Here is a 13,318-nt window from a genome sequence, read left to right as displayed (position 1 = left end):
AGGTGTACATGGATATTTATAAAGCAATAGCAAATCTTTGGGCGAAAACGGACAGGGATGGCAACGGAAGGTGGCACCCTCTGGTTTTTCATATGCTTGATGTGGCCGCCAGCGTGGATGCCATCCTGGCGCGTGAGCCGGAATCGACTCGCAAAAGGATGGCAGCAATCCTGGGCTTGGAGTGGGAGGATGCAAGAGCGTGGTTATTGCTCATAGTGGCCTGTCATGATATAGGAAAGGCCTGTCCTGGTTTCCAGTATAAGTGGCCGGAGGCCCCCATGACGGGTTTGCAACTCCCTCGAAGTCCTGATACCAAGATTAATCACGCTTTTGTAAGCCAGATCGTCCTGACGGAGTTGCTTTACGAGAGGGGCTGGCCTTATGAGTTGGCTGGGTTGGTGGCCGATGCGGTAGGATGTCACCACGGAGAGAGGGCTAATCCGACAACCTTGTATAGCTTGGAAGGAAACCGTAGGGCACTGGGCAACCCAGAATGGGTGGACGCTCGTCATGGCCTCTTTAAATCCATCCAAGAGGTTTTTCACCCCGACAGAGTACCCTCAAAAGAGTCTCTGTCCGGTCCAGATTTTATGCTTTTGTCGGGACTCACGAGCTTTGCTGACTGGATTGGTTCTAACGAAGATTGGTTCCCCTTTGGCACCATCGCGGACTGTGGGGCCTTGCAGGGATGGTTCAATAAGCGCAGAGCCCGTGCCGATAAGGCCTTGGACACAATCGGATGGGAACCCAGAACCCCGCTTTCCTTGGAGCTAAAGTCCTTCGAGCAGGTCTTTGGCTTCGCTCCTCGCCCATTGCAGAAGGCTGTTGCTGATGCATTAGCTGATATGAATAACCCCGCGATTCTGTTGATTGAAGCCCCCATGGGCGAGGGCAAAACCGAGGCAGCCTTTTTTGCACATCTGGAGTTGCAGCGACGCTTTGGGCACCGTGGCTTGTATGTCGCTTTGCCGACTAAAGCCACCGGAAATGCCATGTTCAAGCGAACCTTGAAATTCTTGTGGCACCAAGAAATAGACCGAAAGCTCGACCTGCAATTGCTGCACGGAGCGACTCTACTTAACGACACCTTCCAGAATCTGCGGTTTTCAGGCATCCACGATCCCGAAACGGGCGGTGAGATCCGTGCTGGAGAATGGTTCACAAACAAGAAGCGAGCGCTTCTATCGGAATATGGCGTGGGTACAGTGGATCAGGCACTCCTGCCCATTTTGCCTGTGCGACACAACTTTGTTCGTATGTGGGGCTTGGCAAATCGTGTGGTTGTTTTCGACGAGATCCATGCTTATGACGCTTACACGGGAACACTTCTGGTTCATCTGTTGCGCTGGCTCCTTGCACTTGGCTCATCGGTGGTGCTTCTCTCTGCAACTTTACCGCCATCTATTCGCCGCAAGTTGGCTGATGTGGTAGGTGCTGACTTTCCAGAACAAGAGAAGCCATACCCACGCCTTTCCATATTTCGCTCAGGCGAAGTTGCACAGAAACATTTCGAGGCTGATCCTGCACGTCGTAAGACTCTGCGTCTCCTGCGGATTCCCCCGGATTTGCCCAGTATGTACGCTTCATTGGAAGAGCACCTTGCCAGTGGCGGCATGGGACTGGTACTGGTCAATACGGTACAGCGCGCGCAGGATCTTTACAGACTGTTCCCTGTGGGGGAACCACTGGTGCGCGAAGGACAGCAAGTGGGTAAACGCCTGTCTGACGGCACGGAGGTATTCCTTTTCCATGCTCGGTTTCCGGCAGACCAGCGTCAGAAACGCGAAGACCAGGTCCTGGGGATTTTTGGAGAACACGGAACTCGTACTGGCCGTAAAATCCTCATTGCCACGCAGGTAGCCGAGCAGAGCCTCGACCTGGACTTCGACCTGATCATGACTGACCTTGCGCCCATAGACCTTGTACTTCAACGAGCGGGACGCTTGTGGCGGCACGCGCGTGCCTCCAGGCCAGTTTCCGAACCGACCCTCCTTGTGGCGGGACTTTCCGGTGACGAACCACCATCATTCGGAAAGCCTTTGTGGTGGGGTGCTGTCTATCGTGAAGATGTGCTGTTGCGCACGTGGAGTCTACTCCGAGAGCGACAAGGTTTGACCTTGCCGGACGAGATCGATACATTGGTGCAGGCTGTGTACGAAGAGCAGGCGAAGCTGCCTGAATCTCTGTGGGAGAGACTGGAGAAATCCTTGATGAAAGGCGAGGGCGAAGCTGTTCTCAAGCATGGTCAGGCAAACCAGGCTATCATTGGCTTCCCCGATGATGCATCATGGAACCAGCCGGAGAGATTTGTTCTGTACGACGAAGACGAACTTGGTGTGCATCGAACCCTCATGGCTCGAACCAGGCTTGGTGAAGAATCAATTATAGCTATCCCGTTATTTTTGGAAGACGGATTCCGAGCCGAAGAGATACCGGACTTCTTTCAGGCAAGAGGCTGGTTTCTCCGGGCCGTGAGCCTGTCGCGCAAGGGCGTGGTCAAGGAACTTAAGGCGTCGGGGGTACCTGAAGGGTGGAAGAAGTCCCCGCTGTTGCGGAACTGTTTCCCGCTGATGTTGAACGCGGAGGGATACTGGTTGGAGGATGCGACCGTGAGGCTGGATGACGACTTAGGACTGGTGTACGAGACAAAGGAGGCCAAATGAGGCGATTCAACCTGATTGAAGAGAAATGGATTCCGGTGAGATTCCCTGATGGAACCCGCGACGAACTGGGCATCCGCGACACCCTGCTACGGTCCCGTGAAATAGCAGCCATCGAGGACCCGTCCCCGCTGGTCGTGGCAGCCTTGCATCGCTTTCTGCTCGCGGTCCTGTACCGAGCCCTTGAAGGACCGATGGACATTGAGCAGGCGAAGGTTCTGTTCAGGGATGGTCTACCGGGCGAGAAGATCACTGGCTACTTGGAAAAGTGGCGGAATCGGTTCTGGCTATTTGATGAGAAGTATCCATTCTATCAGGTGCCTGGATATGAGCCAAAAGAAGAAAAAGGTAAAAAGAAGTGGCGACCATGGATAGCAATGGCCGCAGAGCATAATGCAGATAATGCCAAAGTTCTCTTTGATCATATTGAGATTACTGGGGCAGGCTTAATCCCTTCGAGCAAGGCAGTACGGTTTTTGATAGCTTGTCAAACTTTCGCCCTTGGCGGAGGAAACAGCGATTTCAACTACACCAAGAGTGGACCATCTGCAACCTCGGTAATGATCGTGCCATTGGGAATGACCCTTCTCGATACACTCGTTTTTTCGCTAATCCCAGAAAATAGAGAAGTATTACAAGTTGATATCCCTGTCTGGGAGAGAGAACCAGACTCTATAACATTACTTCAACAAGGTGCGGAAAGAGCCATCAATGGATTGGCTGACCTGTATTCATGGAGAACGCGATCTATCCGATTCAACCTCCATGCGGATGGATTGACAGTTGGTGAATTGCTTTTCGCATCAGGTGTAGCGTGTTCATCTCAGAATCACGTTGATCCTATGTTTGCCTACAGAATTGATGATAAAAGAGGAAAACTACCAATCCAGTTCCGTGATCGAGGACTCTGGCGGGATTTTGATTCGTTGCTCCCCGATGAGTCGCATCTTGCGCCCCAAGTGATCGAACATGCCACAACATTAACCCGCTCGGAGCGTGAGCGGTTCCCGCGATCGGTAATCGTACTTGGTCAGTCAAACAACAAGGCCAAGATTGAGTACTGGCGGATGGAGTGTTTCGCCCTGCCGGAGGCGCTGGCAGGAGAACGTTTCATCCGAACAGAGATAAAACAACTCCTCGAGGATGCCGAGGATGTCCAGAAATCCCTCTGGATGGCCTGCCGTTCCTTTGCGCGTGATCTCTTGAGTCGGGGGGATCGAAAACCAACTGGCAAGGATATCAGTAGTTTTATGGAACAGATGCCCGCGAACTCATGGTACTGGTCCACCCTGGAATCCAACTTTCACGATATCCTGCGTGAATACACTCTCGACCGGGATTCCGATGCCATTCGCTACCAATGGTTGAAGGCGGTCCGCGACACTTTGAAGTCTGCATGGAGACAGCACAGCGCGTCGGTATCCACAGGCGATGCCTGGGCCATCCGTGCCCTCGTGAAAGCTGAAGGGCCGGTACTGCGCAAACTGAAGGAGCTAAATGACGAGATAAAGAAACTCGAAACGTAGAAGGAGGAATCATGAACGGATTCATCAAATGGCTGGAAGGCCTGAATGAAAAAGACACCAAGGTGAGGGCTGTCTTGCGACGTAGTCTTGCCTTCGATCCTGGCACATATGTGCCTGCTTATCCTTATGTCGAACCTTTTGTGAAGGATGAAGACAACCCTTGGCGACGGGAGATGCACTATCTGGTGGCTGGCCTCTGGGCCATGCACTGGCGCGAAGGCCAGAAAGGAAAGCCCACGTCGCTCGGACAGGCGTGCGCGACTTACCAGATGGCAAGTGGTTCCACGAATACCGAGAACCGCTTCATCAACCTGCTCGATGCCGATCCCGACCAATTGACGCACCGCCTGCGTCAAACGATCGCCCTTCTCAAGGAACATTCCATAGACTTCGACGCCTTATTGAAGGGACTCCTGTATTGGAACGACGACCAGAAGCGTACCCAGAACTCTTGGGCACGAGACTTCTACCGAAATATTAAACATGAGAACGAAACAGAACCCACTATAAAGGAGGAAGAAAACAAATGAAAACTCTGATCGAAATTCATGCCCTGCAGAACTTTGTCCCGTCAAACCTGAACCGGGACGACACCGGAGCCCCTAAGGATGCCCTCTTCGGAGGTGCTCGTCGCGCGCGCGTGTCCAGCCAATGTCTCAAACGTTCGATCCGTCAGCATTTCCTGGGACTGGTGGAACAACAGGCTCTAAAAAAGGATGATATCGCTGTCCGTACCAAGCGTGTCTTGGATGCCATCTCCAGTGCCTTGATCGAAAAAGGAAGGGGCGAGACTGAAGCTACTGAAAAGGCGCGCTTGGCACTGGCAGCCATCGAGCTCTCAGTGAAAGACGACGGGAAGAGCGAATATCTCCTTTTTCTTGGGCAGCGCGAAATTTCCAGCATTGCAGATATCATCCATGGTAGATGGGACTCCATTGCCCCATCCGAGACAACCGCGCCTGCTGAAGGCAAGAAGCCTGGCAAGGCTAAGAAACAGGCCGCCCAGAGCGCCGATCCGGAATTAAAGAAGGCCCTCGAAAAGATTTTTAACGGCGGCAAGGCCCTGGATGTGGCGCTCTTCGGGCGCATGCTGGCCGATATGCCTGAGAAAAACCAGAACGCTGCCTGCCAGGTGGCACACGCTATTTCGACCCATGCTGTCGAGCGGGAATTCGACTTCTACACCGCCGTGGACGACCTCAAGCCGGAGGATACTGCCGGTGCCGACATGATGGGAACCGTGGAGTTCAATTCAGCCTGTTTTTACCGCTACGCTGTGATTGATTGGGAGAAACTCGTGGCGAATCTCCAACAAGACACGGAACTGGCCAGCAAGGGGCTACATGCCTTCTTGGAAGGCTTTGTAGTAGCCGAGCCTACCGGCATGCAGAATTCCTTCGCTGCCCATAATCCGCCAGAGTTTGTCGTCGTTTCTGTGCGGCGAAACACCTCACCCAGAAACCTGGCCAACGCCTTTGAAATCCCTATTCGTGTGAGAAAGGATGAGTCATTGACCAGGAAGTCAGCAGAGGAACTCGCGAAGAAGGCAACTGCCCTCCAATCTGCTTTTGGTGGCCAGGATGATACATTTATTTTGAATCTTGTCAATGCCAAATTGGAAGGTTTCGGAACTGTTGAGACAACATTGAAGACCCTTTTAGAAAAGGCCATTCTGGCCGTAAAGGAGTGACCTATGCCCACCCTATTGCTTCGCTTGGTGGGGCCTTTGCAATCATGGGGAACCACCAGCCGTTTTGACCAACGCGATACAGGGAAGGAACCGAGCAAGTCCGGTGTTATCGGGCTTTTGGCTGCCGCCCTCGGTATAGACCGCGAGAACTGGTTGGATTTGGAACCACTAACACGTCTATCGATGGGGGTGCGTCATGATCGGCCAGGGGTACCCAAGCGGGATTATCAAACAGCGGGATGCGCTTCAACCGACACAATCATTAAGGCGGACGGAAGCCCTTCCAGGGATGGCGTTGTTTCCCAGCGTCACTACCTTGCTGATGCGGCTTTTCTGGTAGGGCTTGAAGGCGATGAACATGCGCTTCTTGAAGAAGCACATGTCAAGCTGATGAACCCGACTTGGCCGCTCGCCTTGGGACGCAAATCCTATGTGCCCTCCGAACCAATCTGGATTGACAATGGTCTACAGGATGCTTCGCTGCGAGAAGTTTTGGCGCGGTGGCCATGGATTGCGACTCAGCGGAGATGGGAAGAGATTCCCGAGAAACTCCTGGTCTCATTTGAGTCAAAGGACGAATCGGGCGTACTCAAGATGGACCAGCCACTGTCGTCATTTGCCGAAAGACGCTTCGGGGCACGTTTTGTGCGCTCCGAATGGATTCCCTTCCATAAGGAGGTGAGCTATGTTCCTGCATAGAATTCATCTTGATCTACGTTGCAGGGAGGCCAGGCGCGACCTGTCCGATCACTACCAGCTTCACTCCACCTTGTGCCGAGCTTTCAGTATGCCGGATAGAAAATGCCCTGAAGGCGAGTTTCTGTGGAGGCTTGAGCCGGAGGCTGACCCCACTGGACTCCCACGCATTCTGGTACAAAGCAGGTCCATCCCAGACTGGACTGGCATTGGGATCGAACGATGGTTGGCAAAGGTTGACCCAGCCATTAACCTGAAAGACCGGCTCAAACTCGATTTACTTACGGCCGGGCAACGTTTTCGTTACAGGGTGCGTGCTAACCCCTGCGTAACACGCAATGGCAAGCGTCTGGGGTTACTACGGTTGGAGGAGCAGGAAACATGGTTGGAGCGCAAAGGGGTGCAGCATGGATTCTCGCTACCGAAACTTGCATCTTTCGATTTTTTAGAAACAACAGGGGAGCGGAGCGATGTGCGGATATCACAGGAGCAGATGCTCCGAGGCAACCAGCGTTCCGGTAATGCGCTTCGGATTTTTTCGGTACTCTACGACGGAATTCTCACGGTTACCGACCCGGTGAAATTCAGGGATGCGCTGCAAAACGGCATCGGCCATGGAAAAGTCATGGGACTTGGACTCCTGTCGGTGGTGCCAATAGGATGAAGGTTTATGGCATCGGTCCTGCCAAGGCCTTCGGTTGCGGCTTGATGCTTGTGAGGCGGATATGAGGGAAAACAATAAAGATACAGCGGTTGAGAAGGGAATCTCTGGAGTTTACAATCAGATAAAGGCTGTTCTTGTTGAGGCACGGAGCAAGGCATACCGTTCGGTAAATATTGCAATGGTGCAGACGTACTGGAATATCGGCAGACTGATCGTGGAAGAAGAGCAGCAAGGAGAAGAACGGGCGGTGTACGGAACACGTTTAATTGAGGAGCTTTCGACAAGGCTATCCATTGAATTTGGGAAAGGATTTGATTCCCGTAACCTTTGGTTTATGCGTAGTTTCTTCCTCGCTTATCCAAAAGTGAACGCATTGCGTTCAGAATTATCGTGGACTCACTATCGCTTGCTGCTCAAGGTCGAACGCGAGGATATACGGAAATTCTACATGGAGGAATGTATCGTCGGAAATTGGAGTACTCGCCAGCTTGAGCGACAGATTAACTCCTTCTACTATGAGCGTCTGCTTGCCAGTCGTGACAGAAAGCCGGTAAGAGAAGAAATTGCCCAACTGGAGACCGGACCCACGCCCGAAGACTTGATCAAAGATCCATACGTGCTTGAATTCCTCCAACTCGGAGATGCCCCATGTTTTCGGGAAAAGGACCTCGAATCGGCGCTCATAGATAAGTTACAGGACTTCCTATTGGAACTGGGAAAAGGATTTTCCTTTGTGGCTCGGCAGAAGCGGTTCACGCTCGACGGTCGGCATTTCTATATCGACCTCGTTTTCTACAACTATATCCTCAAGTGTTTTGTTCTGATTGACCTGAAGGTCGGTACTTTGATGCACCAGGATTTGGGTCAGATGCAGATGTATGTCAATTATTACACACGGGAGATGATGAATGAAGGTGATAATCCGCCTGTCGGCATCATTCTTTGTTCCGACAAGAGTGACGCGGTAGTCCGATATACACTGCCTGAAGACAACAAACAGATATTTGCCTCCCGATACAAGCTGTACTTGCCTTCCGAAGAGGAGTTGACAGCCGAGCTGCTCAGAGAACGTTCCATGTTTGAAATGGAAACAAAGTTATCTCAGGAGGATGTTAGAGAATGAAGTCATTGGATCGTGAGTTTCTTGAACAACAGGCAATTCCTCTGGAATTTGCCGGGACCATGCGCCTATTGGGCGAATACAGGGGAAAGCAGGAGCTCTATACACGACAGATGCCCCAGGTCTTGAACACACTCAAGCAGGTTGCCATTATTCAAAGCGTTGAATCATCGAACCGGATCGAAGGGGTCATTGTTGATGAAAAACGTCTTAAGCCACTTCTGGAAAAAGGAGCCACCCCCGCAAACCGGTCGGAGGCTGAAGTTCTGGGATATAAAGATGTGTTATCCCGCATTCACACTACCTATGAACGTTTTTCTATAACACCGGAAACGATCTTGAAAATCCATCGTGACATGCTCAGCCGAACCGATCTTCCTGCCGGTGAATGGAAAAGGCGAGACAATACGATTGAGGAAAGGCTCCCGGATGGACGGTGGATCACGCGATATATGCCTGTCTCAGCCCAGGAGACACCGTTCTATATGAATGAGTTGTGCACCCGCTTTAATCGTCTGTGGGAAGAAGGGCGGATAGACCGCCTGCTGTTGCTTCACGCCTTCGTGCTTGATTTCCTCTGTATCCACCCTTTCACCGATGGAAACGGGCGTGTATCCCGGTTGCTTACTGTGCTGCTGCTCCATCAGAGCGGTTATGACGTGAGCCGGTATATCAGTCTTGAACGGCTGATTGAGGAAAGCAAAGAGAGCTATTATGAAGTCCTGAATCGTGTTTCTGAAAACTGGAAAGAGGGGAGGAGGCATGCAATTCTTCCATGGTGGGAATATAGCCTTGGGATCTTAATTGCTGCTTACAGAGAATTTGAAAACCGTGTTGGCATTATTCGTTCGAGCCGTGGGGCAAAAACAGCCTGGGTACGCGAGGCAATCGAACATCTTCCGGAAGAATTCGGCGTAGGAGACCTTGCGAGCATCTGTTCAGGGGTCAGCCGGCCTATGATTCGAGTCATACTTGAGGCGCTACGTGCGGAAGGGAAGCTGGAAGTTTTGGGAACAGGTCGCGGGGCTAAGTGGCGGAAAAGGTGATAATAACCGTTTAATGTGATAACAAAGGTGATAATAAACGATATTCAAAAAGGAGATATGATCGATGAACGGTGAACCAATTCTTCCTCCCCTAAAACCTATTCCCATAAAAGATCGGATTTCTGTAGCCTATGTGGAGAAGGGGAACGTTGACGTGCTCGACGGGGCTTTTGTCGTGGTTGATAAGAATGGTATTCGGACCCATATCCCTGTTGGCAGTCTGGTATGCATCATGCTGGAGCCGGGTACGCGGGTATCTCATGCGGCTGTCGTCCTGGCGTCGCGTGTGGGGTGTCTTCTCATCTGGGTGGGTCAATCCGGGGTGCGTCTCTATTCGGCAGGGCAGCCCGGAGGGGCAAGAGCCGACAGGCTCCTTTATCAGGCAAAACTCGCCCTTGATGATGAAACACGGCTCAAAGTTGTCCGCAAGATGTATGAGATGCGCTTTAAGGAGAAGCCGCCCGAAAGGCGCAGCATTGAACAATTGAGGGGCATCGAGGCGGTAAGGGTGAGGAAGATGTACGAGCTTTTTGCCCGTCAGTATGGCGTAAAATGGATTCACCGGAATTATGACTACACCGAATGGGAAAGCGGTGATGTGCCTAACCGCTGTCTCAGTTCTGCCACGGCCTGTCTCTACGGTGTGACAGAGGCGGCTATTCTGGCGGCAGGATATGCACCGGCAGTGGGCTTCATTCACACGGGCAAACCGCAGTCATTCGTCTATGACATTGCCGATCTCTTCAAGTTTGAAACAGTAGTGCCCATGGCGTTTCGCATTGCGTCAAAGAATCCCAAAGAACCCGAAAGGGAAGTTCGTCTGGCCTGCCGGGATGCCTTCCGGCAAAGTCGTCTCTTGCGCCGAATAATTCCCACCATTGAACAGGTGCTGAGTGCCGGAGGTCTCCCTTTCCCTGGAAGGCCTGATGAATCGATAGCTCCGGCAATTCCCAATAAGGAGGTCATCGGCGATGCTGGTCATCGTGGTTGAGAATGCACCGCCAAGATTACGCGGGCGTCTGGCAATCTGGCTTCTGGAAGTACGGGCAGGGGTATACGTGGGTAATGTCACCAGGAGGGTGCGGGAGATGATCTGGGACACTGTGATAAAAGGGATTGAAGACGGCAACGCTGTGATGGCATGGAATACAAACACGGAATCAGGGTTTGATTTTGTGACATGTGGTGCTAACCGGCGTGAACCGGTGGAGATTGATGGATTGAAACTGGTTTCTTTTTTACCGGAAATATCGCAGGATGGAGAGGCCGATTCCTTGTAGATTTTTTTTGGTAGAATTTTGCTCTTTGAAAACTGATAATAATTTTCATAGCTTCCAATAAATACGTTCCCCGCAAACGCGGGGATGAACCGGTAATGTGTTGAGCAATACGGATAGTATGAATACGTTCCCCGCAAACGCTGGGATGAACCGTATGCGATGGGTGAATAGCCTATAACACCATCACGTTCCCCGCAAACGCGGGGATGAACCGCCTGACGCGGTATAAAGACTTGTTTTCAGCAAACGTTCCCCGCAAACGCGGGGATGAACCGATACTCCAATTCTTGCCGATGGTAGCCATTTGACGTTCCCCGCAAACGCGGGGATGAACCGACCCCTGGTCAGTTGTGAATGTGATTTTTGCTACGTTCCCCGCAAACGCGGGGATGAACCTCGAGCAATCCATAAGCTGAACTGCCCGCCGTGACGTTCCCCGCAAACGCGGGGATGAACCGGCGATTAACCTTTTCAATGCTGAAAAAATGCTACGTTCCCCGCAAACGCGGGGATGAACCGCGTGTAATATGTATAGAACCCCGCTCACACTTACGTTCCCCGCAAACGCGGGGATGAACCGCGCGAGAAATATTATAGACCAGATACCTGACGACGTTCCCCGCAAACGCGGGGATGAACCGTTCATTGTAACGACAAGTGCAATTGACACCGAACGTTCCCCGCAAACGCGGGGATGAACCGATCAAGATGTATGGTGAGATCGACACGACAGAACGTTCCCCGCAAACGCGGGGATGAACCGAAATAATCGACAGCATCCGTGATTATGTATTCACGTTCCCCGCAAACGCGGGGATGAACCGGGGTTGTCGTGTTGCGTGCGGATGATTTGCCCACGTTCCCCGCAAACGCGGGGATGAACCGTTTCTGGACCGTCTCTACCTTGCATCCCAGGAACGTTCCCCGCAAACGCGGGGATGAACCGGATACAAATAGATGTTAAAAAACCACAACAACACGTTCCCCGCAAACGCGGGGATGAACCGTCCTTTAAAACCTGTTTAGTGGGAGAATGTTCACGTTCCCCGCAAACGCGGGGATGAACCGGCCTTTTTCATCTGGTCGTCGTAAATGGTGCGACGTTCCCCGCAAACGCGGGGATGAACCCCTTTGCTATTATCTTCGAAGCTGCCGGATTAAACGCCCCGCAAACGCGGGGATGAACCGCTTTGCTATTATCTTCGAAGCTGCCGGATTAAACGTTCCCCGCAAACGCGGGGATGAACCGGCAGTAAAAATCTTCTTGTTATTCATGCTCCGACGTTCCCCGCAAACGCGGGGATGAACCGAAAATGATGTTGTGATTGTCTCAAATGAATGGACGTTCCCCGCAAACGCGGGGATGAACCGGCTGCCCCTTTATCGTTTAGGCGCATATAACCACGTTCCCCGCAAACGCGGGGATGAACCGATGGTTACTGGCGGCGGGTGTATGGTGCCGATACGTTCCCCGCAAACGCGGGGATGAACCGTGCTAAAAGACGGTGTTGAAATTTCAAAATCCACGTTCCCCGCAAACGCGGGGATGAACCGCACGCCGGCATTGATATCTCGACAGGAACGCGGGGATGAACCCTTGACGACTCCGGCCTCTGGGTACCCGAAGAAACGTTCCCCGCAAACGCGGGGATGAACCGAATTCATGCAGTGTGGAGATATTATATTAAACACGTTCCCCGCAAACGCGGGGATGAACCGAACGAAATTAAAATATTCTGCGGGAATTGCAACGTTCCCCGCAAACGCGGGGATGAACCGGGTAATGTGTCAGTTTTGTAATAAATGTTTTAACGTTCCCCGCAAACGCGGGGATGAACCGCCGCTAATCCCATTACCGCCCCCGCAATGAAAACGTTCCCCGCAAACGCGGGGATGAACCGCCTCTCTATTGGGATAAATTAAACTGTGATGCACGTTCCCCGCAAACGCGGGGATGAACCGTTGCCTGGTCAACTAAAAAAACACAATATATTACGTTCCCCGCAGACGCGGGGATGAACCGCTGCCACGGACAACCCGTCAACAGGGTCTACCACGTTCCCCGCAGACGCGGGGATGAACCGCCCGAACCATCATATTATCATCGCTTATTTCTACGTTCCCCGCAGACGCGGGGATGAACCGAAATTTGTGATAGGCCTCTCGGTCTATTTCAAACGTTCCCCGCAGACGCGGGGATGAACCGCTTGCGGTGAACATATTTCTGCGATGTCCTTAACGTTCCCCGCAGACGCGGGGATGAACCGGCACGGGCAAGTTTGCAACGAATATCACCAAGACGTTCCCCGCAGACGCGGGGATGAACCGTAACCTGTTGATATTATTGACACCAGTTAGACACGTTCCCCGCAGACGCGGGGATGAACCGGTAGTCATCGAAGGGCTTAACAGCCTTGCCGCACGTTCCCCGCAGACGCGGGGATGAACCGGGCAACATCAATCTGATTGGGGGATTTTTTTAACGTTCCCCGCAGACGCGGGGATGAACCGCGATTTGGTGTTAAATAAAATAAATTATATTTACGTTCCCCGCAGACGCGGGGATGAACCGACAACCGGTTCGGCAAATCCAAACGAGTTTGCACGTTCCCCGCAGACGCGGGGATGAACCGGGT

10 protein-coding genes and 2 CRISPR repeat arrays are annotated in these 13,318 nt (G+C 52.3%); all 10 genes read left to right on the top strand.

What is annotated here, in order from left to right; all coding sequences use genetic code 11:
- Positions 1 to 8: 8 nt before the first annotated feature.
- The 10 genes from cas3 (at position 9) to cas2e (ending at position 10,682) form a co-directional block, all read left to right on the top strand.
- Positions 9 to 2,663, top strand: coding sequence for a CRISPR-associated helicase Cas3' (cas3, locus tag NTX75_05960; GenBank protein ID MCX5815774.1), 2,655 nt, complete (start codon positions 9 to 11; stop codon positions 2,661 to 2,663).
- A complete protein-coding gene (gene casA, locus NTX75_05955) occupies positions 2,660 to 4,186 on the top strand; it encodes a type I-E CRISPR-associated protein Cse1/CasA (protein MCX5815773.1) in 1,527 nt (508 codons plus the stop codon). The genes cas3 and casA overlap by 4 nt, the downstream gene beginning before the upstream one ends.
- A gap of 11 nt (positions 4,187 to 4,197) precedes the next feature.
- On the top strand, positions 4,198 to 4,716 hold the full coding sequence (casB, locus tag NTX75_05950; GenBank protein MCX5815772.1) for a type I-E CRISPR-associated protein Cse2/CasB: 519 nt from the start codon (positions 4,198 to 4,200) through the stop codon (positions 4,714 to 4,716).
- Positions 4,713 to 5,876: a type I-E CRISPR-associated protein Cas7/Cse4/CasC gene (gene cas7e / locus NTX75_05945; protein MCX5815771.1), complete on the top strand. Its 1,164-nt coding sequence runs from the start codon at positions 4,713 to 4,715 to the stop codon at positions 5,874 to 5,876. Before casB ends, cas7e begins: the two co-directional genes overlap by 4 nt.
- Positions 5,877 to 5,879: 3 nt before the next feature.
- Complete coding sequence (gene cas5e / locus NTX75_05940; GenBank protein ID MCX5815770.1) at positions 5,880 to 6,575, top strand: type I-E CRISPR-associated protein Cas5/CasD; 696 nt, start codon at positions 5,880 to 5,882, stop codon at positions 6,573 to 6,575.
- Entirely contained in the window at positions 6,562 to 7,236 is a 675-nt protein-coding gene (gene cas6e, locus NTX75_05935; GenBank protein ID MCX5815769.1) for a type I-E CRISPR-associated protein Cas6/Cse3/CasE, read from the top strand. The genes cas5e and cas6e overlap by 14 nt, the downstream gene beginning before the upstream one ends.
- Positions 7,237 to 7,297: 61 nt before the next feature.
- A complete protein-coding gene (locus tag NTX75_05930) occupies positions 7,298 to 8,359 on the top strand; it encodes a PDDEXK nuclease domain-containing protein (GenBank protein ID MCX5815768.1) in 1,062 nt (353 codons plus the stop codon).
- A complete protein-coding gene (locus tag NTX75_05925) occupies positions 8,356 to 9,402 on the top strand; it encodes a Fic family protein (GenBank protein ID MCX5815767.1) in 1,047 nt (348 codons plus the stop codon). The genes NTX75_05930 and NTX75_05925 overlap by 4 nt, the downstream gene beginning before the upstream one ends.
- 64 nt (positions 9,403 to 9,466) lie before the next feature.
- Entirely contained in the window at positions 9,467 to 10,393 is a 927-nt protein-coding gene (gene cas1e, locus NTX75_05920) for a type I-E CRISPR-associated endonuclease Cas1e (GenBank protein MCX5815766.1), read from the top strand.
- On the top strand, positions 10,374 to 10,682 hold the full coding sequence (cas2e, locus tag NTX75_05915) for a type I-E CRISPR-associated endoribonuclease Cas2e (GenBank protein ID MCX5815765.1): 309 nt from the start codon (positions 10,374 to 10,376) through the stop codon (positions 10,680 to 10,682). The genes cas1e and cas2e overlap by 20 nt, the downstream gene beginning before the upstream one ends.
- Positions 10,683 to 10,745: 63 nt before the next feature.
- Positions 10,746 to 12,236: a CRISPR direct-repeat array (repeat unit 29 nt; unit sequence ACGTTCCCCGCAAACGCGGGGATGAACCG).
- Positions 12,237 to 12,311: 75 nt separating this feature from the next.
- A CRISPR array of direct repeats spans positions 12,312 to 13,315; the repeat unit is 29 nt; unit sequence ACGTTCCCCGCAGACGCGGGGATGAACCG.
- Positions 13,316 to 13,318: the final 3 nt, after the last annotated feature.

The organism is Pseudomonadota bacterium (assembly GCA_026388315.1).
In the GTDB taxonomy this organism is placed as follows: domain Bacteria; phylum Desulfobacterota; class Syntrophorhabdia; order Syntrophorhabdales; family Syntrophorhabdaceae; genus MWEV01.
The sequence above is the reverse complement of the archived record's forward strand: the minus strand, read 5'-3'. Positions and strand labels throughout refer to the sequence as shown.

Excerpts from the sequence above, each read along its gene's own strand:
- cas3 (MCX5815774.1), top strand. The coding sequence starts at position 9 with ATGGATATTTATAAAGCAATAGCAAATCTTTGGGCGAAAACGGACAGG.
- casA (MCX5815773.1), top strand. The coding sequence starts at position 2,660 with ATGAGGCGATTCAACCTGATTGAAGAGAAATGGATTCCGGTGAGATTC.
- casB (MCX5815772.1), top strand. The coding sequence starts at position 4,198 with ATGAACGGATTCATCAAATGGCTGGAAGGCCTGAATGAAAAAGACACC.
- cas7e (MCX5815771.1), top strand. The coding sequence starts at position 4,713 with ATGAAAACTCTGATCGAAATTCATGCCCTGCAGAACTTTGTCCCGTCA.
- cas5e (MCX5815770.1), top strand. The coding sequence starts at position 5,880 with ATGCCCACCCTATTGCTTCGCTTGGTGGGGCCTTTGCAATCATGGGGA.
- cas6e (MCX5815769.1), top strand. The coding sequence starts at position 6,562 with ATGTTCCTGCATAGAATTCATCTTGATCTACGTTGCAGGGAGGCCAGG.
- NTX75_05930 (MCX5815768.1), top strand. The coding sequence starts at position 7,298 with ATGAGGGAAAACAATAAAGATACAGCGGTTGAGAAGGGAATCTCTGGA.
- NTX75_05925 (MCX5815767.1), top strand. The coding sequence starts at position 8,356 with ATGAAGTCATTGGATCGTGAGTTTCTTGAACAACAGGCAATTCCTCTG.
- cas1e (MCX5815766.1), top strand. The coding sequence starts at position 9,467 with ATGAACGGTGAACCAATTCTTCCTCCCCTAAAACCTATTCCCATAAAA.
- cas2e (MCX5815765.1), top strand. The coding sequence starts at position 10,374 with ATGCTGGTCATCGTGGTTGAGAATGCACCGCCAAGATTACGCGGGCGT.